General features: G+C 67.7%; 23 protein-coding genes. 15 read left to right on the forward strand and 8 right to left on the reverse strand.

The annotated features are described in order from the left end of the window. The first annotated feature begins 1 nt into the window (after nt 1). From ABD115_RS09735 to ABD115_RS09745, 3 genes are all read left to right on the forward strand, one after another. The gene (locus ABD115_RS09735) at nt 2-2,590 is read left to right on the forward strand and encodes a DUF4118 domain-containing protein (RefSeq protein ID WP_343960522.1); all 2,589 of its coding nucleotides are present in this window, start codon (nt 2-4) and stop codon (nt 2,588-2,590) included. Then, entirely contained in the window at nt 2,587-3,279 is a 693-nt protein-coding gene (locus ABD115_RS09740; protein WP_343960523.1) for a response regulator, read from the forward strand. The genes ABD115_RS09735 and ABD115_RS09740 overlap by 4 nt, the downstream gene beginning before the upstream one ends. Nucleotides 3,280-3,474: 195 nt before the next feature. After that, nucleotides 3,475-5,523, forward strand: a complete 2,049-nt coding sequence (locus tag ABD115_RS09745; RefSeq protein ID WP_343960524.1) for a DUF7507 domain-containing protein — start codon at nt 3,475-3,477, stop codon at nt 5,521-5,523. Nucleotides 5,524-5,676: 153 nt separating this feature from the next. Here ABD115_RS09745 and hemQ read toward each other — a convergent pair whose 3' ends face one another. Next, nucleotides 5,677-6,405 carry a hydrogen peroxide-dependent heme synthase gene (gene hemQ, locus ABD115_RS09750; protein ID WP_343960525.1) on the reverse strand — a complete coding sequence of 243 codons (729 nt, stop codon included), beginning with the start codon at nt 6,403-6,405 and terminating at the stop codon, nt 5,677-5,679. Nucleotides 6,406-6,419: 14 nt separating this feature from the next. After that, nucleotides 6,420-7,532, reverse strand: a complete 1,113-nt coding sequence (locus ABD115_RS09755) for a ferrochelatase (protein WP_343960526.1) — start codon at nt 7,530-7,532, stop codon at nt 6,420-6,422. Between the two features lie 127 nt (nt 7,533-7,659). Here ABD115_RS09755 and ABD115_RS09760 point away from each other — a divergent pair, with 127 nt between their 5' ends. The 9 genes from ABD115_RS09760 (at nt 7,660) to ABD115_RS09800 (ending at nt 16,641) form a co-directional block, all read left to right on the forward strand. Next, entirely contained in the window at nt 7,660-8,670 is a 1,011-nt protein-coding gene (locus ABD115_RS09760) for a FecCD family ABC transporter permease (RefSeq protein ID WP_343960528.1), read from the forward strand. Further along, complete coding sequence (locus tag ABD115_RS09765; RefSeq protein WP_343960529.1) at nt 8,667-9,440, forward strand: ABC transporter ATP-binding protein; 774 nt, start codon at nt 8,667-8,669, stop codon at nt 9,438-9,440. Before ABD115_RS09760 ends, ABD115_RS09765 begins: the two co-directional genes overlap by 4 nt. Before the next feature lie 39 nt (nt 9,441-9,479). Beyond that, complete coding sequence (locus ABD115_RS09770; RefSeq protein WP_343960530.1) at nt 9,480-10,490, forward strand: ABC transporter substrate-binding protein; 1,011 nt, start codon at nt 9,480-9,482, stop codon at nt 10,488-10,490. An 84-nt stretch (nt 10,491-10,574) separates the two neighbouring features. Next, nucleotides 10,575-11,366, forward strand: coding sequence for a FadR/GntR family transcriptional regulator (locus tag ABD115_RS09775; protein ID WP_343960531.1), 792 nt, complete (start codon nt 10,575-10,577; stop codon nt 11,364-11,366). Nucleotides 11,367-11,622: 256 nt separating this feature from the next. After that, on the forward strand, nt 11,623-12,201 hold the full coding sequence (locus tag ABD115_RS09780) for a glucose-6-phosphate isomerase family protein (RefSeq protein WP_343960532.1): 579 nt from the start codon (nt 11,623-11,625) through the stop codon (nt 12,199-12,201). 9 nt (nt 12,202-12,210) lie between these two features. Continuing rightward, nucleotides 12,211-13,707: a xylulokinase gene (xylB, locus tag ABD115_RS09785; protein WP_343960533.1), complete on the forward strand. Its 1,497-nt coding sequence runs from the start codon at nt 12,211-12,213 to the stop codon at nt 13,705-13,707. Then, a complete protein-coding gene (locus tag ABD115_RS09790) occupies nt 13,707-14,744 on the forward strand; it encodes an NAD(P)-dependent oxidoreductase (protein WP_343960535.1) in 1,038 nt (345 codons plus the stop codon). The genes xylB and ABD115_RS09790 overlap by 1 nt, the downstream gene beginning before the upstream one ends. Next, nucleotides 14,741-15,670: a shikimate dehydrogenase family protein gene (locus ABD115_RS09795; RefSeq protein ID WP_343960536.1), complete on the forward strand. Its 930-nt coding sequence runs from the start codon at nt 14,741-14,743 to the stop codon at nt 15,668-15,670. The genes ABD115_RS09790 and ABD115_RS09795 overlap by 4 nt, the downstream gene beginning before the upstream one ends. Beyond that, nucleotides 15,670-16,641 (forward strand): phosphotriesterase family protein, encoded by a 972-nt coding sequence (locus tag ABD115_RS09800; protein WP_343960538.1) that lies wholly within the window; start codon nt 15,670-15,672, stop codon nt 16,639-16,641. Before ABD115_RS09795 ends, ABD115_RS09800 begins: the two co-directional genes overlap by 1 nt. A gap of 40 nt (nt 16,642-16,681) precedes the next feature. On the opposite strand, the gene ABD115_RS09805 is transcribed toward ABD115_RS09800, so the two are convergent. The 3 genes from ABD115_RS09805 to ABD115_RS09815 all read right to left on the reverse strand — a co-directional run bounded on the left by ABD115_RS09805 (nt 16,682) and on the right by ABD115_RS09815 (nt 20,393). Continuing rightward, a complete protein-coding gene (locus tag ABD115_RS09805) occupies nt 16,682-17,671 on the reverse strand; it encodes an ABC transporter substrate-binding protein (RefSeq protein WP_343960539.1) in 990 nt (329 codons plus the stop codon). 137 nt (nt 17,672-17,808) lie between these two features. Next, complete coding sequence (locus ABD115_RS09810) at nt 17,809-18,837, reverse strand: ABC transporter permease (protein ID WP_343960540.1); 1,029 nt, start codon at nt 18,835-18,837, stop codon at nt 17,809-17,811. Next, a complete protein-coding gene (locus ABD115_RS09815; RefSeq protein ID WP_343960541.1) occupies nt 18,834-20,393 on the reverse strand; it encodes a sugar ABC transporter ATP-binding protein in 1,560 nt (519 codons plus the stop codon). Before ABD115_RS09815 ends, ABD115_RS09810 begins: the two co-directional genes overlap by 4 nt. A 139-nt stretch (nt 20,394-20,532) precedes the next feature. On the opposite strand from ABD115_RS09815, the gene ABD115_RS09820 reads away from it, so the two are divergent. Next, a complete protein-coding gene (locus ABD115_RS09820) occupies nt 20,533-21,429 on the forward strand; it encodes a sugar phosphate isomerase/epimerase family protein (RefSeq protein WP_343960543.1) in 897 nt (298 codons plus the stop codon). Nucleotides 21,430-21,439: 10 nt separating this feature from the next. On the opposite strand, the gene ABD115_RS09825 is transcribed toward ABD115_RS09820, so the two are convergent. Next, nucleotides 21,440-22,117: a transaldolase family protein gene (locus tag ABD115_RS09825; RefSeq protein WP_343960544.1), complete on the reverse strand. Its 678-nt coding sequence runs from the start codon at nt 22,115-22,117 to the stop codon at nt 21,440-21,442. Nucleotides 22,118-22,218: 101 nt separating this feature from the next. Here ABD115_RS09825 and ABD115_RS09830 point away from each other — a divergent pair, with 101 nt between their 5' ends. Further along, nucleotides 22,219-23,187, forward strand: coding sequence for a ribokinase (locus ABD115_RS09830; protein WP_343960545.1), 969 nt, complete (start codon nt 22,219-22,221; stop codon nt 23,185-23,187). Next, on the forward strand, nt 23,184-24,002 hold the full coding sequence (locus tag ABD115_RS09835; RefSeq protein WP_343960546.1) for a GntR family transcriptional regulator: 819 nt from the start codon (nt 23,184-23,186) through the stop codon (nt 24,000-24,002). The genes ABD115_RS09830 and ABD115_RS09835 overlap by 4 nt, the downstream gene beginning before the upstream one ends. 169 nt (nt 24,003-24,171) lie before the next feature. Here the strand turns inward: ABD115_RS09835 and ABD115_RS09840 are convergent, their stop codons facing one another. Next, the gene (locus ABD115_RS09840) at nt 24,172-25,422 is read right to left on the reverse strand and encodes an alpha-hydroxy acid oxidase (RefSeq protein WP_343960547.1); all 1,251 of its coding nucleotides are present in this window, start codon (nt 25,420-25,422) and stop codon (nt 24,172-24,174) included. Further along, on the reverse strand, nt 25,419-26,144 hold the full coding sequence (locus ABD115_RS09845) for an ABC transporter ATP-binding protein (protein WP_343960548.1): 726 nt from the start codon (nt 26,142-26,144) through the stop codon (nt 25,419-25,421). The genes ABD115_RS09840 and ABD115_RS09845 overlap by 4 nt, the downstream gene beginning before the upstream one ends.

A 26,144-nucleotide genomic window follows, 5' to 3' on the forward strand; every position in this document is an offset into this window, starting at 1 on the left:
TATGCCAAAACGCGGAAGGCTGCGCGTGTTCCTCGGCGCGGCACCTGGCGTCGGCAAGACGTTTTCGATGCTCGAGGAGGGCAAGCGACTCCTGGGCGACGGCCGCGACGTCGTCATCGCCGTCGTCGAGTCGCACGGCCGCGCCCAGACCGCGGCGCTCACAGCGGGCCTTCCCGAACTCGCCCGCACCACGCTCACGCACCGCGGCGTTGAGCTCGACGAGATGGATCTCGACGCCGTGCTCGACAGGCACCCCGGCATCGCGCTCGTCGACGAGCTCGCGCACACGAACGTGCCAGGGTCGCGGCACGAGAAGCGCTGGCAAGACGTCGAGGAGCTCCTAGCGAACGGCATCGACGTGATCTCCACGCTGAACGTGCAGCACATCGAGTCGCTCAACGACGTCGTCGAGCAGATCACCGGGGTGCCGCAGCAGGAGACGGTGCCCGACAGCTTCTTGCGCGCCGCCGACGAGCTCGAACTCGTCGACATCGCCCCGCAGTCTTTGCGCGTGCGCCTCGCGGAGGGCTTCGTCTACCCCGCCGAGCGGATCGATGCGGCGCTCTCGCACTACTTCAGGCTCGGAAACCTCACGGCGCTGCGCGAGCTCGCGCTCGTGTGGCTCGCCGACGAGGTCGACGAGGCCCTGAAGGGGTACCGCGCCGAGCACGGCATCGAGGGCACGTGGGAGGCGCGCGAGCGCGTCGTTGTCGCCCTCACCGGCGGCCCCGAGGGCGAGACGCTGCTGCGTCGAGGGGCGCGCATCGCGGCGCGCACCTCGGGTGGGGAGCTGCTCGCCGTGCACGTCACGAGCCAGGATGGCCTGCGCACCGCGGGGCCCGACGTGCTCGCCCAGCAGCGGGCGCTCGTCGAGAAGCTCAACGGCAGCTACCACCAGGTCGTCGGCGAGGACGTGCCGAGCGCGCTCGTCGAGTTCGCCCGCTCGGTCAACGGCACGCAGCTCGTGCTCGGCGCGAGCCGTCGCGGCCGGCTTGCGGCGGCGCTGACGGGGCCGGGGATCGGCGCGACGGTGGTGCGCGAGTCGGGCGACATCGACGTGCACATGGTCAACCACGCGGCGGCGGCGCGGCGGTTTCGGCTGCCGCGCGGCAGGGGCGCGCTCACCGCTAAGCGGCGCGTCCTCGGCTTCGTCGTCGCAGTGCTCGGCGGGCCGGCGCTGACGTATCTGCTGTCGCTGTCGCGCAGCCCGGATTCGATCACGAGCGACGTGCTGAGCTATCAGCTCCTCACCGTCGTCGTCGCGCTCGTCGGCGGCATCTGGCCGGCGCTGTTTGCCGCGGTGCTCTCGGGCCTGACGCTCGACTTCTTCTTCATCGAGCCGATCTACACGGTGCACATCCACGAGCCGCTGCACCTGCTCGCGCTCGCGCTCTACGTCGTCATCGCGAGCCTCGTGAGCATCATCGTCGACCGCGCTGCGCGCCACACGCGGGCGGCGAAGCGTTCGGCCGCCGAATCCGAACTCATTCAGACGATCGCCGGCAGCGTGCTGCGCGGCGACGACGCCGCGCAGGCGCTCGCCGATCGCACCCGCGAGGCGTTCCAGCTTGCCGCGGTGCGGGTGCTGCACGAGAGCCCCGAGGCTGACGCGAGCCATGTCGATGGCGCAGACCACGACGCCGCCCGCGATTCCAGCCGCCAACCGGAGCGCGTCATCGCGGAGGCCGGTGATCCAGAGACCAGCTCCGGTGCTGTCTCCGGTGCGGTCTCCGAAGTCACGCGGATCCGCCTCGGCGAACACGCCGTGCTCGAACTGCACGGCGAGCCGCTCGCGGCCTCCGAGCAGCGGCTGCTCTCCGTCGTCGTCGCGCAGCTCTCCGCGGCGATCGCGCACCAGGAGCTCGAGCAGACCGCGAAGGAGATCGAACCGATCGCCGCCTCCGACCGGGTGCGCGGCGCGCTGCTGTCGGCGCTGAGCCACGACCTCAGGCGGCCCCTCGCTGCAGCAACCGCCGCCGTCGGCGGGCTACGCGCCGCGGGCCCCCGCCTCTCCGGGGAGGATCGCGTCGAGCTGCTCGACACCGCGGACGAGAGCCTCGCCTCGCTCGGCACGCTGCTCACCGACCTGCTCGACGTGAGCCGGCTCCAGGGCGGCGTCATGAGCATCGCCGAGCTGCCGACAGACCCCGCCGAGGCGATCGCCCCCGCGCTCGACGAGCTCGGCCTCGGCCCCGGCGAGGTGCGACTCGCGCTCGGCCACGGCGAGGCGCGCGCCGCCGCGGACCCGGTGCTGCTGCAGCGGGTGCTCGTGAACCTGCTCGCGAACGCGTGGCGGCACTCCCCCGCAGGCACTCCAATCGTCATCTCGACAAGCGTGTTCGCTGGCACCCTCGAGGTGCGCGTCATCGACCACGGCCCCGGAGTGCCCGAGGAGAAGTTCGACGACATCTTCGTGCCGTTCCAGCGCCTCGGCGACACCGACAACGACACGGGCCTCGGCCTCGGCCTCGCGCTCTCGCGCGGCTTCGTCGAGGCGATGCACGGTACGCTCAGGCCAGAAGATACCCCAGGAGGAGGGCTCACGATGGTCGTCTCACTCGCTGTCACCCCCGAAGCCGGTCGCGCATGAAGATCCTCATCGCCGACGACGACCCGCAGATCCTCCGTGCGCTGCGCATCACGCTCACCGCGAAGGGCCACGAGATCTTCACCGCGATCAACGGCACCGAGGCGATCGCGCTCGCGATCGACCACGAGCCAGACCTCGTGCTGCTCGACCTCGGCATGCCTGAGCTCGACGGGCTCGAGGTGATCCACGCGATTCGCGGCTGGTCGCGCGCGCCCATTCTCGTAGTCTCGGGCCGGGCCGGCGCAGCCGACAAGATCGAGGCGCTCGACGCCGGCGCCGACGACTACGTCACGAAGCCGTTCTCGGTCGGCGAGCTGCTCGCGCGCATTCGTGCCCTCACCCGGCGCGCACCGCACGAGGTGGAGACACCCGTCGCGCGGCTCGGCGACGTCACGATCGACCTCGCCTCGCACAGCGCAGTGCGAAGCGAATCGACGGGCGACCGCCAGATCAGGCTCACCCCGACCGAGTGGCAGGTCATCGAACTGCTCATTCGCAACGCCGGCAAGCTCGTGACCCGGCAGACCCTGCTCACGAACATCTGGGGCACCGAGCACGCCGAAGACTCCGGCTACCTCAGGCTGTACGTCTCGCAGCTGCGGAAGAAGCTCGAGGCAGACCCGGCCAATCCCGTGTACATTCTCACGGAACCCGGTATGGGGTACCGTCTCGCCGGGCTCGGCGAGTAGTCGCACGCCGCCAGCACGAGCACCAAAACCAGGCATCGCCGACTACTCAAATCAACGGGGCCGCTCCCCCAAATAACGCGGCCGATAGCCGTGTGGGCGGTGTGAGCACACCCCTCGGGTGTATTTTTTTCCGGTGCCGTAGGCGACGTGTGTCACTTAGTCGCGCCGGCATGCCACCGAACCCGAAGGGAAGCCATGTCTACACTCACCCGATTCGGGGCATTCGTCGCTGCTGCGGTCGCTGTCTCGTCACTCGCGCCACCACTGACTGAGGCGAGGGCCGTCGACGACCCGGTCACCGCCACGCCTCAAGCTCCCCCGTCGTCGGTCGACGGCCGGCCGGCCAGCGACCGCGAGCTCGAGGCGCTCGGCAAGTCGACCGGCAGCGACCAATACGGCCTGATCGGCAGCGACACCACCCCGCTCCCGAGCCTGTACGGCGTCACGGTCGCCGCAGACGGCTCGATTTGGTACGCGAACCCTGGCGCTGGTGGGTTCGGGCGCGGCATCTTCGAGTACCCGCGCGGCTCCTTCGATCCGCTCGCGGGTGACTACCTCGGCGGCGGCAACTACGCGGCAGATGGGGGCGGCTACCTCGCGTCTGCCTGGGGCGACCCAGTTCGGTACGCCAATCGCGACAGCACCGCGGCAGCGCCCTCGGGCGGCAGCGAGCCATGGGCTGAGCCGCGCGGCATCGAAGCGCTCCCGGGCGGCGGCGTCGCTGTCAATGACACGAACGGCAACACCAACACGCCCCAGGGCACAATCTTGTTCTACGACTCGGCACACAAGCGCATCGGCAACGCCGGGTTCGCGAGCAATCAGGGTTGCACTCAGCTCGCCGCGGGCGAGCTCATGTGGGGGCCGTACTTCACAGTGCTCGGCGACCGGCTCTACGCCCCATACGAATTGTGCAACGTCGTAAGCGTGTTCAGCACACCATCGAGCGGCGAGAACAGCGCCCCGCTCTACCGGCTGACAGGCGAGCGCCAGGTCGCAGGCAGCTACCCTAACGCGCCACACCCCGAGTCGCCTGGCGACCTCGCGGGCGCCTACGGCGTCTCATCAGACGGCACGGCCCTCTACACGACAGACCTCGGTAGTGGCCGCCCAGAAGGTGGCGCCCTGCAGCGCTGGCTGATCGACGACGCGAACGAGTCGTGGCAGCTCGACACCGACTTCGGCTACAAGGGTGCCGTGTTCGTGCCAGGCACGCAGCTCTACAACACCGCGGTAGACCCGCGCCAGGGGTTGTTTCTCATTCCCGGCACGGGGCAGATCTCGCGGCTGAGCATGAGCGGCGACTTCATCGAGAACGTGGCACTGCCCGGCCTGCCCTACGACACCGCCCGAGATGTCGCATTCACCGAAGAGGGCTGGCTCGCCGTGTCGGTGCGAGCGGAGCAGCCGCTTCGGCTGCTCGCGAAGAGCCCCGACCCGCTCGCAAACCTCGAGGCGGCGGCCGGCACGGCGCCGGGGAGCGTGACGCTCAGCTGGGATGAGGTCGCCACCGAGTACGGGCAGGCTCCCGTGATCGACTACGTGATCGAGTCGTCGACCGACGGTGGCGCCAGCTGGAACACCGTGGAGCGGGATCCGTCGCTCGACACGAGCGTGTCGCTCACTGGCCTTCCCGGCGGGGAGCACAGCTTCCGCGTCGCCGCGTACAGCGAGGCGGGGCGCGGCGACGCCGCGACCGTTGACGGCGTGAACGTGGCGCAGATCGCGCCGTCGCTCACCGTTGAGCTGACGGGCACCGCCCCCGAGACCACGAAGGTCGGGGCCGAGGTCGAGTGGTCGGCCACCGTGAAGAACACGGGCAATGCGCCCCTCGTCGACGTCTGGGCGGTGTTCGAGTTTGGCGACACCGACAACGAAGACGGCGACCACGCCGTCGAGATCGACGAGCTCGCGGTCAACGAGACCACGGTGGTGCCCATGACCTCGACGCTCACCGCGGAAGACGTCGGGCGCCTGTCGGCGAACAACGCGGTCTTCGTCGTGGCCTACGAGCCCCAGGCGGGCAAAGACCTGATGGTGGAAGCCGAGGCGACCGTGCAGCTCAACAAGGTGACCGGCGGCGGCGGCCAGGGCCCGAAGCCCGATGAATCAGGGAAGGGCCCGCTCGGCGACACCGGCGGCGGCCCAGCGCTCGCCGGCCTCGCGCTCGCGCTGCTGCTCGCGGCGGGCGGCGCCGGGGGCGTTGCGCTCGGCAGGAAGCGCCGTCGCGGCGTGCAGAGCTAAGCGACCCAGCGCGCGCAACGACAGCGTGAGCCAGTTCGCCCCCACGGCGTGCTGGCTCACGCTGCTGCCACTGCGGCCGTTGGTGCCGCTGCGGGCCGTTGCTGCTGCTGCCGTTGCAGCCCGCTGCGGCCGTTGCTGCAGCTGCGGCCCGTATTAGGCGGCCACTCCCCCGATCAGGCGGGCGAACAGCTCCTCCGGCGCGACGCGCGGGCCGGTGAAGAACGGCGTCTCCTCGATCACGTGGTTGCGCGCCTCGGTTGCCCGGAGCTCGCGCATGAGGTCGACGATGCGGGTGAGGTCTGCCGCCTCAAACGCGAGCAGCCACTCGTAGTCGCCGAGCGCAAACGAGGCGACGGTGTTTGCGAGTACGTCACCGTAGTCGCGGGCGGCCGCGCCATGTTCGCGGAGCATCTTCGAGCGCTCCTCGTCTGGCAGCAGGTACCACTCGCGGCTGCGCACGAAGGGGTACACGCACAGGTAGTCGCCCGGCGTCTCGTTCGCGAGGAACGCGGGAATGTGCGCGCGGTTGAACTCGGCGGCGCGGTGCACACCAATGTTCGACCAAACGGGCGATAGCCGACCGGCGGCGCCCTCGAGCACCGTGCGGTAGGCGGCCTGCAACGCCTCGGTCGTTGGAGCATGGAACCAAACGAGCAGGTCGGCATCTGCCCGGAAACCGGCGATGTCGTACCAGCCGCGAACGGTGAGCCCAGAAATGGCCTCGAGCGCTCGGAGCGTGCCCTGCGTGGCCGCCCGCGGATCCGCCACGACAGCCGCTCCGCGCTCCTCCCGGAACACCGCGAACATCGTGTAATTCACCGCCTCGTTCACGGACTCGGCGATGGCGCTGTGATCAATCACGGGGCGTGCGGTTTCGGTCACGATCGTTCTCCTTGTTAGTCCTCTGCCCCGGCGATCACGGGAATACCCGTGACCTCGCCGTGGCGCATGCGGCAGCTCCCTGGCGGAGCGACGTCAGGCAGCGCGGGGTAGGCCCCCACGGTGCGTGCCGGGGCCTCCTCGCCTCGTTCGCGGGCTGCACGCTCGAGCACCAGGTCGACGAGACCGCTCACGAAGCGCTCGCGCACCCCAACCGTGTCAGCGCGCACGGCCTCGATGCCGTGCTCTGCGGCGGTCTCGAGCGCCTCGGTGTCGAGATCGAACGCGACCTCCATGTGATCTGAGATAAACCCGATCGGCGCAATCACCACCTTGCGCACCCCGGCCTGCGCAAGCGCCTCGAGGTGGTCGTTGACATCGGGCTCGAGCCACGGCGTGCGCGGGTCTCCCGAGCGCGAGCAGTAGGCAAGAGACGACTCGAAGGTCGGGGCGACGTCTCCGGCGAGCAGCGCGTTGATGGTTGCGAGTACGTCTTCGTGCTGCTCGCGGTAGCCGGGGCCAGTCACCGCCGACGCGTCTTGCATTGCGTCGGGAATCGAATGGGTGACATAGACGATATGGGCGCCAGCGAGCCCGCCGTCGAGCTTGGCTGCGGCCTCGGCGATCGCGTCGGCGTTCGCCAGCACGAACCCCGGTTCGTTAAAGAACGGGCGCACGATGTCAATCTCGGGTGCGATGTCACCGAGCTCGCTCACGGCAGCGGCGAGGTGCTCTCGGTACTGCCGGCTGCCCGAGTATGAAGCGTAGGCGCTCGTAACGATTGTGAGCACCCGCTTCGTGCCGAAGGCTGCCGCGTCGCGCAGCGCGTCGACGGTGTAGGGGTGCCAGTTGCGGTTGCCCCAGATCACGGGCAGGTCGATGCCGCGGCGCCCGAGCTCGGCCTGCAGCGCCGCAAGCAGCTCGAGGTTCTGCTCGTTGATGGGGCTCTTGCCGCCAAAGTGACCGTAGTGCTCACCCACTTCGACAAGGCGGTCCTCCGGGATGTTCTTGCCGACGGTGACGTTGCGCAAGAACGGCAGCACGTCGTCTGGGCCGTTCGGGCCACCGAAGGAGCACAGGAGCAGGGCATCGTAAGGAGCCGCAAGCGCGGCAGGCGAATTCTCAGTCACGCTCCGTACGCTATTCGACCGAACCTGAACGTCTGATGTGAAAGGTCTGACTTACTACGTCTGATCTATGACTAGAGTGGTTCCGGCGCCGCTTGACGCCCCTCGACCATTTTGCTGCAGGAGAATCGTGAGCCGCACCCGACACCCGGTCCTCTGGACGACCGTCTGCGGTGTACTCGCACTCGCGGTCGCCGCCATGCTGTCGCTCATGCTAGGTATCGTACGCCTCTCTCCAGCCGATACGTTCACCGCCCTGTTTGCGCCGCACCAGGCCGACATCCAGGCCTCGACCGTCGTCTGGTCGATCCGCCTGCCGCGGATCGTTGTTGCGGCTCTCGTCGGTGCGGCGCTCGCAGTCGTCGGCACGGTCATGCAGGCGATCTTGCGAAACCCTCTCGCCGAACCGGGCATCACGGGCGTTTCCGCTGGCGCGGCTGTCGGAGCGGTCGCGGGAATCACATTTGGGTTCTCTGGCACGAATCAGTGGGGCATTCCGCTCGCGGCCTTCGCCGGCGCGGCGACGGTCGCCCTCATCTTGCTCGGCGTGCTGCGCAGCAGGCGTGATCTTGGGCCCGGCACGATCATTCTCGTTGGCGTCTCGATCAGCGCGCTCGCCGGCGCGCTGATCAACGTGCTCATCGCCAATGCCAAAGACGACTCGCTCGTACGCAGCGCAATGTTCTGGCTGGCAGGCGACCTCGAGCTACGCACCTGGGATCACGTGTTGCTTGCCGTCGGCCCCATCATCGCCGGGCTCATCATCCTCGCGACGCGCGTTCGTTCGCTCGATGCACTCGCACTCGGTGAGCAGATCGCCGCTACCTCGGGAGTGAACGTCGCGCGCGAACGCACGCTGCTGCTGCTCGTCGCTGCGCTTGTCACCGGCGCAGCGGTCGCCGTCAGCGGCATCATCAGCTTCGTTGGCCTTGTCGTTCCCCATTTTCTTCGGCTGCTCGTCGGGGCCTCGCACGCCAGGCTGCTGCCCCTCGCCGCTCTCGGCGGTGCGCTGTTTCTCATCGTCGCCGACACGATCGCCCGCACTGCGTTCGGGGCTGTGGTCGTGCAGACCGGCGTCGTCGCCGCTCTCGTCGGCGCCCCCGTGTTTCTGTCACTGCTGCTGCGAAAGTCGCGCGCATGATCCCGGCACCCGCGCAGCTGCGCCAGCTCCGTCTCACCGAGTTTGGCGCCATTCAGGGCAGCACGGCGCTGAGCGACCCCCTCACACTGACCCTCGAGCCCGGCACCGTGCTCGGCATCGTGGGGCCAAACGGGGTCGGAAAGTCGTCGCTGCTCGGCGCGATCGCGCACTCGGGCATCGCGAGCTACGGCAGTGCACTGTTCGGCGAAGAAGAGCTGTCGGCGACCCGCGCACGCAGGCGCGCGCAGCTCGTGTCGCTCATGGCGCAAGATCACGGAGCGCCGGGCGAGCTTCGCGTCAGCGAGCTCGTGGGGGTGGGCGCGTGGGCGTCGGGGCGGGCGGATCCCGGTGACGCGGTCGCCTCGGCCCTCGCACGGGCAGGTATCGCCGAGCTCCAAGACCGTCGCTACAGCGAGCTCTCAGGCGGTCAGCGCCAGCTGGTGCAGCTCGCCCGCGTACTCGCGCAGAACACCCCCGTCGTACTGCTTGACGAACCGACGAGCGCGCTCGACCTCTCGCACCAGCGCGCGGTCGAGCAGATTATGCGCGGCCTCGGCAACCAGGGCCGCATCGTCATCGCGGCGATTCACGACCTCAGCCTTGCACTGAACGCCTGTACGCGGGTGCTGCTGCTCGACCCCGGCGGCTCCTCGCACAACGGGGCACCCCACGAGGTGCTCGGCCCAGACCGCGTCTTCGCCGCCTACGGCGTGCGCACCACAATTCATACCACCCCGAAGGGGCGCCGCATTCTCGCGGCAGACGACTAAGCCCACGGGCGCGACAAGCGCCCGTGCGAAAGGAACACCATGTCTTTCAAAACCGCCGTTGCCGCTGGTGCGGTTGCCGCGCTGTCGCTTGTTGCGCTCGCTGGGTGCTCGCCCGCAGCCAGCCCCGAACCCGCGGCAGCACCGGCCAAGACGGCCGAGGCCGACTTCCCGCGCACCGTCGAGATTCCCGCCGGCCGCGGCGGCGAAGCGCGCAGCCTGACCGTAGCGGCCGAGCCGCAAGCAATCGCGGCCCTCGATTACGAGAGCGCGGAGGTGCTCGCAGAGCTCGGGCTTGCCGACCGTCTCGTGCTCGTCCCCGAGGCGGTGCTCAACCCAGCCCTCGGCGGCCACGTCGACGAGATGGAGCAGGTGCCGGCGACCTTCCCCGTCGCCATGAATCTCGACACCGAGACCGTCATCTCGACCGGCCCCGATCTCGTCGTGATGAGCCCCCGACACGGCGCCGAAGACACGATCGGCGCCGTGCTCGAGCAGGCCGGCCTGACCACCCTGCAACTGCCGAGCTCGTGGACAGACCCCGCGATGCTCACGCAGAACATCGCACTCATCGGCGAGACAACCGGCACTGAACCCGCTGCGGCCGCGCTCGTCAGCGAGATCGAGTCTGGTCTTGCTGACAACGCCGCGAGCACCGCCGGCGCCGACACGAGCGACGCGCCCCGCGTGCTCGTGCTGACAAATCAGGCGGGCCGCCCGTTCGCAACGGCCGGGAGCGCCTTCCCGCTGCACCTGCTCAACCTCGCCGGAGCCGTGAGTGTCAGCGACGAGCTCGGAATGACCGCGACCGGGCCGATCAGCGCTGAGCAGATCGTGCAGGCAGCGCCCGACGGCATCGTGCTCATCGATATGAACGGCACTGGCGACCGCATGTACGCCGAGCTGCTCGCAAACCCCGCGGTCGCGACCGTGCCAGCTGCTGCCGATGACAAGCTGCTGCGCGTGAGCGGGCGAGATGTGCAGGCGCTCGGGCTCGCGGCGACGGGGCCCGGCCTCGCCGAGCTGACGCAGTGGGTGGCGACGCTGCAGTAGCTGGGGGTGGGCGCTGGGGCCTAGCCGAGTGTTCCCTGTGTGCGCGTCGCCCCCGAGACGGCGCGCGCTCGGTACACTCAGTGCATGTCCTCCACACAGCTCGGTTCGCACAAGGTGCGCGAGGCTCATGTTTTTCTCCGCTCCCGTATCAGCAGTGGCGAGTGGGCCATAGGCCAGCTCATTCCCAAAGAGCCCGAGCTCATGGATCTCATCGGCGTCGGGCGATCCACCGTGCGTGAGGCCGTGCGCTCGCTCACGACGCTCGGAATGCTCGAACCCGTGCCGGGCGTTGGCACGTTCGTGCGCGCCCGCACACCCGTGAGCTCGCTGCTCACCGAGTTTCTTGCCGAGCAAGATCTCGAAGAGGTGCTCATCTACCGGCGCTCCCTCGAAATCGAAGCTGCCCAGACCGCGGCGGTCAAGCGCAGCGACGACCAGTTGGCTGCGCTTCGCGCGAGCTACGAGCGCAGCCTGCTGTTCGACGAGAACCCCGACAGCGAGAGCTCCGACCTGTCGGGCTGCGAGCGCTGCAATGACATCTTGCGACCAGATTCGTTTCACCGCCTCATCGTTGAGGCGAGCGGCAGCAAGCTGCTGCTTGACCTCTACACCGGGGTCATGACAGTGCTCGGCCGGGCGGTCTCAAGCGGCGTAGTGTTCCTCGGCATCTCAGCCGACACCATGCACCTCGACCACGGAGCGCTGCTCAAGGCAATCGAAGAGCGCGATGTTCGTGACGCCGCGCACTCGATGGCCCTGCACGCAGACCGCGACCTCGGCGTGCACGCCGATATGCTCGACCTCGCACCCAACACCGAGCGCGCCGAGAGCCTCATCGAGGCTGGCTACGACCCGCAGGGCGTGGCTTCGGAATAGGTGCGCCGGGGCTGCTGGGCCGCCGCGCCGCTGGCCGCCGCGCCGCTGGCCGCCGCGCTGCTGCGCTCGATCGGTAATCTGCACAGCCACGCATAGACCGCGGCTCCCACGCCCTTGGCTATGCAGATCGCCCCTGATTCTGCAGCCGCGCACCGGGGCCGAGCGGCTCGCCCTGGACGCGACCTGTAATAACAGGTAGTCTCTCCTGTAATTACAGGCCGGTTCGTGACGACGCGAGCCTCACCGAGGAGCAATGATGCCCGAGTTTCACACACCACCGATCATGCCCATGGCGATTCGGTTCGACCACGAGCAGCTGACGCTTGCGCCGGCTGGCCCAACGCTCACCCGCCGCATGAGCGATCTCGAGGGCCTGTTTCGCGACGAGGCGGCCCGCGCCGCGGCCGCGGCCGGTGAGAACCCAGTCGTGTACACCGTCACGAGCTCCCCCGTGCCCGAGGCGAACCGCGAGCTACCGCAGTCGATCACCACCATCATGCCCGGCACGACGAGCGGTGAGTTTTGGATGACGAAGGGCCACCAGCACCCAGACCACCAGGGCGAAATCTACCTTGCGATCACCGGCAGGGGTGGCATCTTGATGTTCGATGGCGAGCAGACCTCGTGGCTCGAGATGCTGCCTGGCACGATCGGCTACATTCCGCCAGGCTGGGCGCACCGCTCCGTCAACACGGGCACCGAGCCCTACGCTTTTCTCGCGGTCTACCCCGGCGGAGCCGGGCACGACTACGACTGGGTAGTCGAACACGGCATGGGCAAGCGCGCGTTTCGCGGGCCAGACGGCTCGGCGCTGCTTCGCCCCTTCGCCGAGTAGCCCGGGCGCATGATCATCGCCCACGACCTCGGCACGACCGGGAACAAGGCCTCACTCCACGCCGACGACGGGCGGCCGCTCGCCGCGGTCACCGTGCCGTACCCGGCTCATTTCGCCGCGGGCGGAGTCGCGGAGCAAGATCCGCACGACTGGTGGAACGCTGTCGCTCAGGCAACCAGAGAGCTCCTCGCACGCACCGAGACGCCGGCACACGCGGTCACGGGGCTCGTCGTCAGCGGCCAGATGATGGGGGCTGTGCTGCTCGATGCTGACGGCATGCCCGTGCGGCCCGCCATCATCTGGGCAGACACCCGCGCAACGGAGCAGCATCGCGAACTCGAGCTGGCGCTCGGCGCCGAACGCGCCTACGGCATTCTCGGGCACCGCCTGAACCCGACCTACTCGGTCGAGAAAGTGATGTGGGTGCGCGACAACGAGCCAGACACCTGGGCGCGGGTGCGCAGGTGCTGCGTTGCGAAAGACTACATCGTGCTCCGCCTCACCGGCAGGCTCGCGACCGACCGGTCAGACGCCTCGGGAACCAACGCCTACGACCAGCTCGCCGGCGACTGGTCTGACGACGTGCTCACCGCCGCACGGCTCGACCGGTCGCTGTTTCCCGAGATCTTGGAGTCGACGGCTATCGCTGGCCCGCTGACCGCCGACGCGGCGGCAACGCTCGGGCTGCACACCGGAGTGCGAGTGGTGATGGGCGGTGGCGATGGGCCGCTCGCCGCCGTTGGCTCGGGCATCGTCGCGCCCGAGGACGGCGCCTATGTGAGCCTCGGCACCTCGTCGTGGATCTCATTCGCGAGCACGGAGCCCCTGCACGACCCGAAGCTTCGCACGTTCACGTTCAACAACGTTGTTCCGGGAAGTTTCGTGCCGACGGCAACGATGCAGGCTGGCGGAGCGTCGCTGCAGTGGATCACCGAGGCCCTCTCCCCCGACCCGGCCCGCCCTGATACGGCCGCACTCACCGCCGACGCGGGAGGCGATCTCGACACCGACGGGCTGTACTTTCTGCCGTATTTGCTCGGCGAGCGTGCGCCGCTGTGGGACCCGGCGGCCAGGGGCGCCTTCGTCGGCATTGGGCGGCACCACACCCGCAATCACCTCACCCGGGCCGTGCTCGAGGGAGTCGCGTTCAACCTATTGACCTGCATTCAGGCGTTCCGCGAGTCGGGGGCGAGCATCGACCGCATCGACGCGGTCGGGGGCGGCGCGCAGAGCGACGTGTGGCTCGGCATTCTCGCCGATGTCTGGGGCATTCCCGTGAGGCGGCGCACGATTGTCGAGGAGGCGAACAGCCTCGGCGCCGCCGTCACCGGCTCGGTCGGGCTGGGGCTCACTGACTTCGGTGCGGCCAGGGCCCTGAGCGAGGTCACCGCGGAGTTTACCCCCGACCCCGGGGCGCACGATACCTACGTGAAGCGGCACACCAGGTTCTCCGAGGCCTACACCGCCCTCGCACCGTGGTTTGGCGCGGCGACCGAGGCCGGCTGATGGCGACAATTCTCGTGACGAGTCGATCGTTTTCTGGCGGCGACCTCGACCTCATCGGCCGGGCGCACGCTGCGGGACACACCGTCGTGCGCGGCCCGGCGCATCACGCGCTCGATGAGCTTGCGCCGCTGCTCGCAACTGCGGTTGGCTGGATCGCTGGCACGGGCGGGGTCACCGACGCTCACCTCGCCGCGGCGCCACAGCTGCGGGTCATCGCGCGGTACGGAGTCGGCACGGAGGCCGTCGACCTCGCAGCGGCAGAGGCCCGCGGTGTCGTCGTCACCAACACCCCTGGCGCGAACTCCGACGCGGTCGCCGACCACGCAGTCGCGCTCATGCTCGCGAGCCTCCGCGCAATCCCAGACGGCGATCGGCGGGTGCGCACCGGCGACTGGAGCACCCGCCGCGGCCGCGAGCTTGGGGCGTCGACCGTCGGCATCATCGGGTTCGGGCGCATCGGGCAGGGCGTCGCCAGGCGGCTCGGCGGCTTCGGCTGCCGCCTGCTCGCCGCAGACCCATTCCTGCCCGACCGGGTTGTGCGAGAGCTCGGGGCAGAGCCTGCCGGGCCAGACGAGGTGTTCGCCGAGGCCGACGTCATCACGCTCCACACGCCCGGCGGGTCGCGGCTCGTCGACGCCGCACGCATCGCCGCAATGAGGCCGGGAGCGCTGCTCGTGAACACCGCCCGCCCCGAACTTGTCGACGAGGCGGCACTCGCTGCCGCGCTCGCCAGCGGTCAGCTCTCGGGGTACGCGGCCGACACGCTCACCGGCGACACCGCGGCAAGCGGCAGCCCGCTGCTCGACGCAGCCCTCGCTGACCGCGTCATCGTCACCCCGCACCTCGGGGCGCAGACCACGCAGGCCGTCGACAATATGGGAAGCATGGCCCTCGCCGAGGTGCTCGCAGTGCTCGGCGGCGGCGCCCCAACGCACAGGGTGACGCAGACCGAGCGCGGCCAGCGCGGCCCGATCCGCCCACCGGCGCAGCCCGCCGCGCAAGCCACCAACAGACCGACAGAAGGAACAACGCGATGACGAGCGAGACCAACGACTACATGGGTTTCGTGGGGGTGAGCACCGGCGCCTCCTCAATCATGCGCGTCTTCCCACGGTGGGCCGAAATTCTCGGGCTGCCCACCCGCACGCTCGTCGGCCACGATCTTCCGCTCGATGCGACCGCGGCAGAGTATCGCGCCCTGGTCACCCAGATACGCGACGACGAGCGTCACCGCGGCGCCCTCGTCACGACGCACAAAATGAACCTCTACGCCGCAGCGGCAGAGCTGTTTGACGAGCTCGACCCGTTCGCGGTGTCGTGCTCCGAGATCTCGAGTATCGCCAAGCGTGGCTCGCGGCTCTCGGGCCGGGCAAAAGACCCGATCACTGCCGCTCTCGCGCTCGACGAGTTCTTGCCACCGCAGCACTTCGCGACCACGGGAGCTGAGGCCGTAATTCTCGGCGCTGGCGGCGCGGGAACGGCGCTGAGCTGGGCGCTCGCCGAGCGCGACGATGCCCCGGCCAGGGTAACGATCACCGCGCTTGACGATGCCTCGCTCGCCCAGTTGCGCGAGGTACACCTCGCGCAGGGAGCCACCGACGGGCTGTTCGACTACGTGCGCACCGATAGCCCGGCACACGCGGCGCGCATCGTGGCGGCCGCCGCGCCAGGTTCGCTCATCGTGAATGCGACCGGGCTGGGGAAGGATCTCCCGGGCTCCCCACTGCCCGACGACGTCGAGTTCCCCGCTGGCGCATATGCCTGGGAGTTCAACTACCGGGGGTCGCTCGAGTTTCTTGGGCAGGCCCGGTCGGCTGCCCCGGGGCTCGGTCTGCACGTCGAAGACGGCTGGCGCTATTTCATTCACGGTTGGAGCCAGGTGATCGCCGACGTGTTCGAGCTCGAACTCACCGCCGACACCCTCGAAGAGCTCGCCGCGGCAGCGGAGTTCGCGAGGCAGTGATGCCGAGCCCGATCATTCGCACCGTGCTCGGCGACGTTGCCCCTGAGGCGCTCGGGGCGACAAACTATCACGAGCACCTGTTCCAGGTCACCCCGCTACTCCCGGGCGACGAACTCGACAGCGAGACGGCCTCTGCGCGCGAAGCCGCGCTGCTGCGCGACAGCGGGTTCGCCGCGATGATCGACGCGACGCCCTTCGGCCTTGGCCGCAGGCCCGAGGCAGTTGCGCGCATCAGCGCGGCTACCGGCCTCACGATCGTTGCAACTACGGGCCGCCACCGCGAGGCGCACTACGCAGCATGCGACCCGACGCGCGAGCGCGGGGTCGCCGAGCTCTCCGCAGGCTTCGTCGCAGACATCGCCGAGGGCATGCCAGCTGACGATGCGGCAGAGGCGCCGCGCGTTGCCCGTTCGCCAGCCGGCAATCCGGTGCGCGCGGGGGTGCTCAAGGGCGGTATCGATTATTGGAAGATCAGCGCGTTCGAGCGCGCAACGCTCGACGCCCTGGCGATCGCGCACGCCGCAACGGGCGCCGCCGTGATGATCCACCTCGAATTCTGCACCGCGGCCCACGAGGTGCTCGACCTGCTCGGCGCTGCCGGGGTGCGCGCCGAGCGCGTCGTGCTCGCGCACGCAGACCGCTCCCCCGACGCCGGGCTGCACGGCGAACTGGCCGCTCGCGGGGCCTACCTCGGCTACGACGGCGTCGCGCGCCAACGCACGCGCAGCGACGCCGAGCTGCTCGACCTCACCGAGCAACTGGTGAGCGCTGGGTACGGCGACCGGGTGCTGCTCGGCGGTGACGTTGCCAGGAGCAGCCGCTTCGTGGCATACGGCGGCATGCCTGGCATGGCATATCTCGGCGAGCGCTACCTGCCGCGGCTGCGCCGAACGGTCGGCGATGCCGCGGTGCGGCGCATGCTCGTCGACAACGCAGCAGCCCTGCTCGCGCTGACGCACGAGCAGGGCTGAGCCGCCTGGTTATCGAGCTGCCGAGCAGCCTGGCCACCTCTTATTCGTACAGCACCGCGGCGATCTTCGGGTCGTCGATGTTGGTCTTGTCGTACCACATCGAGCCCGTGTCGTAGAACTTCTCGACGGTCTTGCCGTTCGCGGCATCGTAGGCTGCCTGAACGACCTGCGCGCCGATGCCAATCGGATCCTGCGTCACGGCACCCGCCATGAGGCCGTCCTTGATCGCGTTGACCTGGGCCGCACCAGAGTCGAAACCGACGATCGTGATCTTGCCGTTCTCGAGACCGAGCTCGTTCGCAGCGTTCACGACGCCGATGGCCGAGCCCTCGTTGGTGCCATAGATGCCCTTGAGGTCGGGGTGAGCGGTGATCATCGCCTTCGCGATATCGGCCGACTTCAGGTGATCGCCATCGCCGTACTGAATGTCGACGATCTCGATGTCTGGGTAGTCAGACTCGATCTTCTCGACAAACCCATCGCGGCGCTCGACGCCGGTTGAGTTGATCTGCGAGTGGCCGACGATGCCGACTTTGCCCGATCCGCCGATGAGGTCGGCCATGTTCTCGGCGGCGAGCGCACCGGCAACCTTGCTGTCGGTGGCCGACAGGCTCAGCCCGACGTCTCCGTTACACGGCGCGTCGAAGTAGACCACGGGAATGTTCGCCGCCTTGGCCTTATCGAGGTAGGGCACGCACGCCTCTGGGTCGAGCGAGGCATACGCGATCGCGTCTGGTTGCTTGTCGATTGCGGTCTGCAGCATCTGCAGCTGGGCGTCGACCTCGGTCTCGGCAGCGGGCCCCTCGAACGTGATGCGCACGCCGAGCTCTTTGGCCCGCTCCTCGGCCCCGGTCTTTACCGCCTGCCAAAACTGATGCTGGAAGCCCTTCGAGACCATGGCGATGTACATCTCGTCGCCGCCCTCGCCGCCGCCCTCGGCAGCGCCGTCACCGTTGCCCGAGCAGCCGGCCAACACCAGAGCCGCTGAAGCGACGAGCGCCGCGAAGGCAGTTTTCTTTCCGAATTTCATGACAACTCCGTTGTTAGTGAGCCAGCTCTCGCCAGCTTCGTAGACATGATTCGCTGTGCCGATGCGGACGAGTCCGCGGGGTTTCAGCCGAAGCCGATCGGGCGGTGGCGGGCACGAGCGTCACCGCCGCCCGAGGTCTAGGTGCGATCGCGGTTGCGGAGCGAGTCGAAGAACACCGCGATGAGCACGACGGTGCCAACGACAATGTTCTGCCACTCCGATTGGATCGACATGATGCGCAAGCCGTTCACGAGCACACCCATGATGAGCGCGCCGATCACGGTGCCGAGAATCGAGCCGCGCCCGCCGAGCAGCGACGTGCCGCCGATAATCACCGCGGCAATCGCCTGCAGCTCGTAGCCCTGGCCAATCTGCGGCTGGGCCGAGTCGAGCCTCGCCGCGATGAGCACTCCGGCGACCCCGGTGAATGCGCCCGACAGCATGTACACGTAGATCTTCCAGCGACGCGTGTTGACGCCCGAGAGGCGGGCGGCCTCTTCGTTCGAGCCGATCGCAAACGTGTAGCGGCCGAGCAGAGACCTATTGAGCACGAGGTAGGCGAGCACGGCGAGCACGAGGGTGATGAGCACCGCGTTTGGCAGGCCAGGGATGAGCGTGCCGGTCGCGAGCAGCTTGAAGGTCGGCGCCGATGACGAGAAATAGATCGGCGCGACGCCAGAGATCACGAGGGCGAGGCCGCCCGCGATCATCATCATCGCGAGGGTCGCGATGAAGGGCGGCAGTCGCAAGAATGTCACGTTCAGGCCGTTGATAAGCCCCATGAGCACGCCGGTGAGCACGCCGCCCACCACACCGACCGCGATCGGCATGCCGAGGTTCGTAATGAACACACCCGTCATCACCGAGCACAGCGCCATGCCGGTGCCGAGCGACAGGTCAATGCCTCCCGTAATGATGACGAAGGTCGTGCCAACGGCGAGCACCGCGATCACTGCGGTTGCCAGCAGCACGCCCGAGATGTTGCTCCAGGTGAGAAAGTTGGGGTTCGCGAGCGAGAAGAAGACGAACAGCGCGATCAGGGTGCCGAAGGCCAGCGATTGCTGCACCTGCTTCTTCATGAAGTCGCGCGCACTGCGCCTGTCGGTGTTTTCATCGACCGCGATCTGCACGATCGAGGTCGTTGACCCGGGTTCTGAACTACTCATGCGACGGCCTCCCCGTGTGCTGCGAGCTGCATAATTTTCTCCTGGCTGGCGTCTTCGTTTCGAAGGGTGCCCGTGATTCTTCCGTTTGCAAACACCGCGATGCGGTCGGCAACACGGAGAATCTCCGGCAGTTCTGATGAGATGACGATGATGGACTTGCCCTGGTCGGCGAGCTGCCGCATCAGGCGATAGATTTCTTCTTTGGCACCGACATCGATGCCCCGAGTCGGCTCGTCGAAGATCAGCACATCGCAGTCGCGCATGAGCCAGCGCGCGATGACGATCTTCTGTTGGTTGCCGCCCGACAGCAGCTTGACCACCTGGTTCACGGACGGGGTCTTCACCCGAAGCTGCTCGACGTAGCCCTTCGTGTCGTTTCTGGCGCTCCTGTCGCCCATCCACCCCAGACGGTTCGCATACGACCCGAGCGAGGCGAGGATCGTGTTAAACGTCACGTCTTGTTCGAGCATGAGGCCGAGCAGTTTTCGATCTTCGGAAAGATAACCGACTCCGCGCTTCACCGCGTCTGCTGGCTGGCGAATTGTCGCGGGCCTGCCCGCAATGCTCACGCTGCCGCCGTCGCTGGGGTCGGCCCCGATCAGCGCCCGCGCCGTCTCGGTGCGGCCCGCGCCCATGAGCCCGGCGAAACCGAGAATCTCTCCGCGATGCAACTGGAACGAGACGCCCTTCAAGAGAGCCTTCGTAGAGAGCCCCTGCACGTCTAACACCACCGGGTGCTCCTCGTGGTTTCGCGGTGCCGGCCGCGTGCCCTCGTCGATGGGCCGACCGACCATCATCTCGATAATTCGCGGAATCTCGATCTCGTCTTTCGACAGTGAGCCGATGTATGCGCCGTCTCGAAGCACCGTGACCCGATCTGCAAGGCGCCGCAGTTCGTCCATGCGGTGGGAGATGTACACGATGCCGGTGCCGTTCGCGCGGAGCTGCTCGATGAGCACAAACAGCGTTTCGACCTCGGTGTCGGTGAGCGCAGAAGTCGGCTCGTCCATGATGAGCACCTTCGCGTCGAACGACAGCGCCTTGGCGATCTCCACCATCTGCTGCTCCGCGACGGTCAGCTCGCCGACGCGCTGCCTCGGGTCGAGTCTGATGCGCAGTCGCTGCAGCAGCTCGGAGGTCTGTTCGTTTAGCCGTCGCTCCGACAGCAGTGGCCCGGAGTGTGGCTCACGGCCGATGAAGATGTTCTGCGCAACGGTGAGGTCGCTCATCAGGTTGAGCTCCTGGTGAATGATCGTGATTCCGAGCTGTTGCGCCTGGAGCGGGCTGGTGAGATCGACCTCGGCCCCGTCGAACGTGATCGTACCGGCGTCCCTGGCATAGATACCGGAGAGGATCTTCATCAGCGTCGACTTCCCGGCGCCGTTCTCGCCGACAAGCACGAGCACCTCGCCCGCGTGCACCTCGAGACTCACGTCGCTTAAGGCCTGCACCCCGGGAAAGCCCTTGCTGATACCCGCCACGCGGAGAATCGGGTCCCCCATGCGTTCACCCACTTCCTTGAAGGTTCTCGTAACGCCCGCATTTGCTGCAAACATCGGAGCAATTCTGCCCGAGCAAACTCCTCGGTGCAAGTTGTATCTAAATGTACCCAAGGCTGGGGAAAAGCGAAACGCTTGTAATAACATCTTGGTCACGGACGCAGATCACACCCGTCGACACCACAGGGAGAACACCATGCTCATAGGCGCGCATGCATTGGTTTTTAGCGGAAAATTTGACCACGAGGGTCTGAAAACCGCGATCGAGGGCACCCGAAAGGCGGGGTTCGATCTCATCGAAATCCCGCTCATGGACCTAGAAAACTTCGATGTCGGCCTCGCACGAAGGCTCGTAGACGACAACGGCCTCGAGGTGAGCGCCTCGCTCGGGCTCACGGAAAGCACCGACCTCAGCAGCGAGAATTCTGCCGTAGTCGCTGCCGGCGAGACGCTGCTCTCACGCTGCATCGACACCGTCGAGGCGCTGGGAGGCACGCGGCTGTGCGGAGTCATCTACTCCGCTATGCAGAAATACGTGCAGCCCGCGACAGCCGGTGGCCGCGCCAACAGTCAGGCGGCGCTCTCACGCCTCTCACGCTACGCCGCAGACCGCGGCGTCGAGCTGTCACTCGAGGTCGTCAATCGCTACGAGTCGAACGTGATCAACACCGCCCGATCGGGGCTGCAGTTTCTCGACGGCGTCGAGAAGCTTACCGGGCTCGATGGCGGCGCCGACGGGCGCGTGTCGTTACACCTCGACACCTACCACATGAACATCGAGGAGCCAGACATGTTCTCACCGGTGCTCGCAGCGGGAAGCAGGCTCGGCTACGTGCACATCGGGGAGAGCCATCGCGGCTACCTCGGCAGCGGATCCGTCGACTTTGGGAGCTTCTTTCGCGCGCTCGCGCAGATCGGCTACGACGGCCCAGTGGTGTTCGAATCGTTCTCCACAGCCGTGGTGAGTGCGGAGCTGAGCAACACACTCGGTGTGTGGCGCAACCTCTGGCACGATTCCGACGACCTCGCAGCCCACGCGAACCGGTTCATTCGGGACACCGTGCACGCCGCCGAAACGATCGCACTGCACTGAGCGCTTCGCGCTACGCGCTGCGTTCCAGGCTCAGCCTGAGCATTTCTGAGTCGAACTCGGCCGCCGAGCTCTCGCTCACCTCGTGCCACAGCATTTCTCTGATAACCGCCGGCGCTGCCGTAAAAAAGGGCACACCGGCAAGCCGGAGCGACACAACGTCGTCAGCCGAGCGCAGGCTAGCCGCGAGCACGTTGGTGTCGCTGCCTGCGCAGGCTGCCTGCATATCGGCGATGAGCGCGTCGGCCGGCATGCCCGCGTCGCGCATGCGCCCGAGATAGGGGGCGATGTAGCGCACGCCCATCGCAGCGCAGGTGAGCGCTTGCGCGACCGAGTACACGGCGGTGACGAGCACGCTCGTGCCCTGTTTCACGAGCACGCTCGCCGCGGCGAACCCGGCAGGCGTCGCCGGGACTTTCACCGCCACCTTTTCCCCCAGCGACGCCAGGCCCGATGCGTTTCGCAGGTACGCGTCCGTGTCGCCGCCCCAGGTTTGAAAGAAGACCTCGTCAGCGCCCTCAGAGACCCACCGGTCGTACAGCTCGGGGATGTCAACCGCGGCCCTCCCGCCGCGCGCGAGAATCGTGGGGTTCGTCGTCACCCCGCGCACCACCCCGGCAGCCAGAAGCGGGCTCACTTCGTTGACGTCGGCGCTATCGACATACAACCTGGGCCGTGTGGGGGTAAGCATCGTCGTGGGACCTCCGTTGTCGCCGAGCCTGTCATTACAGGCAGAGATTCCGCTAGTGTAATAATCACCAGTCAGCGAAGTCAACGAAGATCAGGGGTACTATGCCCACCAGCGACACTCCGACGCGATCTGGCGTCGTCATCGTCGGGAGCGTCACTGCCGACCTCACGACGTTTTCGCAGCGCCTGCCCGTCGGCGGCGAGACCATACTCGGCGACGACTTCACCCTCGGGCTCGGAGGGAAGGGCGCGAATCAGGCCGTCGCCGCCGGCCGTGCCGGGGCGAACGCCGCGTTCGTCGGCTGCGTGGGCGACGACCTCTTCAATGAGCTCGTCGTCACCGGTCTCAGCGACGCCGGGGTGAACATCGCGCACCTGCGAACCGTGCCCGGCCCAACGGGTATCGCGCACATTCGGGTCGATGCATCTGCGCAGAACGATATCGTCGTTGTTCCGCTCGCGAACGCACGGCTCGATGCCGAGCAGGTGGATCTGGCGCTCGCCGCCCTCGCCCCGACAACCTCCGTGCTGCTCACCCAGCTCGAAACCCCGCTCACCCTCACTGCCCACATCACCGCGCGGGCGCGCGAGCTCGGAATCACAACGATTCTCGACCCTGCCCCAGCTGCTGCCCTGCCAGACGCAGTGTGGCGCAACGTCGATATCGTTACTCCCAACGAGACCGAGGCTACCGTGCTCAGTGGCATAGCCGTCACCGACGCTGAGTCTGCTGCCCTGGCCGGTCAGTGGTTCCTCGATCGCGGCGTCGGCGCCGCGGTGATCACGCTGGCCGAGCGGGGCTCGTGCGTCGTCACCGCAAGCGGGGCAACACTCATCGGGTCGATCGCGGTCGAGGCAGTCGACACGACCGCGGCAGGCGACGCATACGCGGGTTACCTCGGAGCCGCGCTTGCCAGCGGCTCCTCGCTCGCAGCGGCGGTGCAGCTCGCCACAGCTGCTGGCGCGCTCGCCGTGACACAGCGCGGCGCTTCGCCCAGTCTGCCAGTGCGAGCCGCTGTCGATGCCTTTCTCGGCACCAACGGTGCTCCCGTCGTCACCCTGGCTCCATGACAGCCCCGCCGCGCGCAATAGACCGCCACTCGGCTGCCCCGATGTACGAGCAGTTGCGGCAGCTGCTGCTCGGGTCGATCGCGCGCGACGGCCTGCGCCCGGGAGACCCCCTCCCCGGTGAGCATCGCCTGTGCGAACACTACGGCGTGTCGCGCACCGTCGTGCGGCAGGCGCTCGCGCAGCTCGAGCACGAAGGCTATGTCGAGCGAGTCAAGGGCAAGGGCACCTTCGTGTCGCGCCCGCGCACCAGCGAAAGCCTGGCTCATACGCTCGTAGGCCTGTTCGAAGACGTCAGCCGCCGCGGCGGTCAGGTGCGAAGCGACGTGCTGCGCCACGAGCGAAGCCATGCGACCGGCGATGTTGCCGCTGCGCTCGAGCTTTCGGTCGGCGACCCGGTTGTGGTGTTGCAGCGGCTGCGCTACGTCGACGGCGAGCCCTGGTCGTTCACCACGACGTGGATGCCCGAGCAGATCGGCGCGGCCACCCTCGGCTCAGACTTCACCGAGCGTTCGCTCTACCAGTTTCTCGCGCAGCACGGTGTCGTAGCTGCCCGCGGCATTCGCTCGGCTGAGGCGGCGGTCGCGTCTGCCGAGCAGGCCAAGCACCTCGGCGTTGCCCCCGGCTCGGCCCTGCTGCGGCTCCGCAGCGTCAGCCGTGATGCGCAGGACAGGCCGATCGAACACTTTGTTGCCTATCACAGGGGCGATCGGTCGCGCTTCGAGTTCGAGGTTCGTCGCGATGCCTCGCCACTCGCCTCGCTGCTTCACATCGATGGCAGCGGCGACGCATCGCGCGCGGGCAGCATTCACCTATAAGTGGCTGCGCTTCGGCAGCGGCTCCGAGGGGAGAAAAGCACAAGATCTGCCGCAAACGCCGGTTTCGGGCCGTATGCCCGCAGATTACCTATCTTCTGCAGTGCGCAGAGGTCAGCCCCGGAACACCCAGCCAGCCCCGGAAAACCCAGCACGCACCCCGGGCCCCGGCCTAGCTCGAGCGAAGCGAGACCCTGCCGCGCAGCTCCTGCACGCTGTCGACTCCCGTGAGCTGCATCGTTCGCAGCGCCTCGGAGCGCATGATCTCGAACATGCGGTCAACGCCGCGCTCGCCGCCCGCCATGAGCCCGTACAGATACGCGCGCCCGACCATGCAGGCGTCGGCACCGAGGCCCACCGCGGCAAGCACATCGGCGCCCGAAAGGATGCCGGTGTCGAGGAAGATCTGGGCGCGGCCGTTCACGGCCTCCGCGACCCGCGGGAGCAGCTCGAGCGGCGTCGGGGCACGGTCGAGCTGCCGCCCGCCGTGATTCGACACGACGATGCCGTCGACACCGAGCTCGACGACCCGCTTCGCGTCTTCAACCGACTGAATGCCCTTGACGACAAGCGACCCCTCCCACTCGTCGCGCAGCCACTGCAGGTCGTCGAGGCTCAGGCTCGGGTCAAACATCTGGCCTACGAGCTCGGCGACCGTGCCGTCGAACGACTTCAGGCTCGCGAACTCGATGGGGTCGGTCGTCAAGATATTCGCCCACCAGTTGGGGTAGAGCGCGAAATCGACGAACGTCTTGACACTCAGCGACGGCGGAATCGTCAGGCCGTTGCGGGTATCGCGCAGCCGGTTGCCCGCAACGGGGGTGTCGACGGTGAGCACGAGCGTGTCGTAGCCCGCAGCGCGCACCTGGTCGATCAGCTGGCGGGTCGCGTCGCGGTCTTTCCACAGGTAGAGCTGAAACCAGTTGTTGCCGCTCGGCACCGCAGACTGCAGGTCGCCGGGGGCGGTCGTGCCCATCGTCGACAGCGTGTAGGGCACCCCGGCCCTGGCTGCAGACCGGGCGACGGCGATTTCGCCCTCGTGGTGCATCATGCGGGTGAACCCGGTCGGCGCGAGAATCAGCGGAAAACTCGCGGGCTTACCGAGGATCGTCGTGCTCGTGTCGATGTTCGCAACATCGTGCAGCACCCGCGGCTCGAACTCGACGCGCGAGAATGCATCGCGCGCACGCCAGATCGACAGCTCGCCCTCGGCGGCCCCGTGCACATAGTAGAAGACCGATTTCGGGGTGCGCCGCCGCGCAGCCTCAGCGAGGTCTTTGACGGTGAGCGCCCTCTGAAGCCTGCGCTCGACGGGGTCGAGCTCCGGCTTCTTGAAGCCGAGAAACGGGGAAACCTCGCTCCATTTCGGCAGCTTCCGCTTGATCTTTCGAGTTCCGAGAGGGTCTCCCGCTCGCGTGCTCACTTACCGCCACCACCAGTTCCCAGGTATGCCTGAATAATGCCATCGTCTGCGAGGAGCTCTGCCCCGGTGCCAGACCGCACGATCTCACCGTTTTGCAGAATATGCCCCCCGTCGGCCGCCTGCAGCGCGCGGCGTGCGTTCTGCTCGACAAGCACGACGGTGGTGCCCCCAGCACGAATCTCCTCGATCACCTTGAACACCTCATCGACGATCTTCGGCGCCAGGCCCATCGACGGTTCGTCCATGAAGATCAGCTGCGGCTCGGCGAGCATCGCGCGGCCGATCGCGAGCATCTGCTGCTCGCCCCCAGAGAGCGAACCCGCCGGCAGGTGCCGGCGTTCACCGAGCACTGGGAAGCGCTCGTAAATGCCGTCGATCGCCGACGCGGCGCCCCCGCGAAGCTTGCGCGCCCCGAGCTGCAGGTTCTCGCCGATGGTCAGCGTGCTGAGCACCTGCCTGCCCTCGGGCACCTGCACGAGCCCGCGCCCAACGAGCTTGTGCGAGCCTGTGCGGGTGATGTCTTGGCCCTGGAAGGTCACCTTGCCGCCGGCGGGCTTCACGATGCCTGCGATGGCGTTGATGATCGACGACTTGCCCGCACCGTTCGCCCCGACGAGTGTCACGAGCGAGCCCTGCTGCACCTCGAACGAGACGCCACGCACAGCCTCGACTTTGCCGTAGGTCACCCTGAGGTCGGTCACCTGCAAGATAGCTTCAGTCAT

The sequence above is a fragment of the Leucobacter albus genome, from assembly GCF_039528015.1.
In the GTDB taxonomy this organism is placed as follows: Bacteria; Actinomycetota; Actinomycetes; order Actinomycetales; family Microbacteriaceae; genus Leucobacter; species Leucobacter albus.

Excerpts from the sequence above, each read along its gene's own strand:
- ABD115_RS09735 (WP_343960522.1), top strand. The coding sequence starts at position 2 with ATGCCAAAACGCGGAAGGCTGCGCGTGTTCCTCGGCGCGGCACCTGGC.
- ABD115_RS09740 (WP_343960523.1), top strand. The coding sequence starts at position 2,587 with ATGAAGATCCTCATCGCCGACGACGACCCGCAGATCCTCCGTGCGCTG.
- ABD115_RS09745 (WP_343960524.1), top strand. The coding sequence starts at position 3,475 with ATGTCTACACTCACCCGATTCGGGGCATTCGTCGCTGCTGCGGTCGCT.
- ABD115_RS09765 (WP_343960529.1), top strand. The coding sequence starts at position 8,667 with ATGATCCCGGCACCCGCGCAGCTGCGCCAGCTCCGTCTCACCGAGTTT.
- ABD115_RS09770 (WP_343960530.1), top strand. The coding sequence starts at position 9,480 with ATGTCTTTCAAAACCGCCGTTGCCGCTGGTGCGGTTGCCGCGCTGTCG.
- ABD115_RS09775 (WP_343960531.1), top strand. The coding sequence starts at position 10,575 with ATGTCCTCCACACAGCTCGGTTCGCACAAGGTGCGCGAGGCTCATGTT.
- ABD115_RS09780 (WP_343960532.1), top strand. The coding sequence starts at position 11,623 with ATGCCCGAGTTTCACACACCACCGATCATGCCCATGGCGATTCGGTTC.
- xylB (WP_343960533.1), top strand. The coding sequence starts at position 12,211 with ATGATCATCGCCCACGACCTCGGCACGACCGGGAACAAGGCCTCACTC.
- ABD115_RS09790 (WP_343960535.1), top strand. The coding sequence starts at position 13,707 with ATGGCGACAATTCTCGTGACGAGTCGATCGTTTTCTGGCGGCGACCTC.
- ABD115_RS09795 (WP_343960536.1), top strand. The coding sequence starts at position 14,741 with ATGACGAGCGAGACCAACGACTACATGGGTTTCGTGGGGGTGAGCACC.
- ABD115_RS09800 (WP_343960538.1), top strand. The coding sequence starts at position 15,670 with ATGCCGAGCCCGATCATTCGCACCGTGCTCGGCGACGTTGCCCCTGAG.
- ABD115_RS09805 (WP_343960539.1), bottom strand. The coding sequence starts at position 17,671 with ATGAAATTCGGAAAGAAAACTGCCTTCGCGGCGCTCGTCGCTTCAGCG.
- ABD115_RS09810 (WP_343960540.1), bottom strand. The coding sequence starts at position 18,837 with ATGAGTAGTTCAGAACCCGGGTCAACGACCTCGATCGTGCAGATCGCG.
- ABD115_RS09815 (WP_343960541.1), bottom strand. The coding sequence starts at position 20,393 with ATGTTTGCAGCAAATGCGGGCGTTACGAGAACCTTCAAGGAAGTGGGT.
- ABD115_RS09820 (WP_343960543.1), top strand. The coding sequence starts at position 20,533 with ATGCTCATAGGCGCGCATGCATTGGTTTTTAGCGGAAAATTTGACCAC.
- ABD115_RS09825 (WP_343960544.1), bottom strand. The coding sequence starts at position 22,117 with ATGCTTACCCCCACACGGCCCAGGTTGTATGTCGATAGCGCCGACGTC.
- ABD115_RS09830 (WP_343960545.1), top strand. The coding sequence starts at position 22,219 with ATGCCCACCAGCGACACTCCGACGCGATCTGGCGTCGTCATCGTCGGG.
- ABD115_RS09835 (WP_343960546.1), top strand. The coding sequence starts at position 23,184 with ATGACAGCCCCGCCGCGCGCAATAGACCGCCACTCGGCTGCCCCGATG.
- ABD115_RS09845 (WP_343960548.1), bottom strand. The coding sequence starts at position 26,144 with ATGACTGAAGCTATCTTGCAGGTGACCGACCTCAGGGTGACCTACGGC.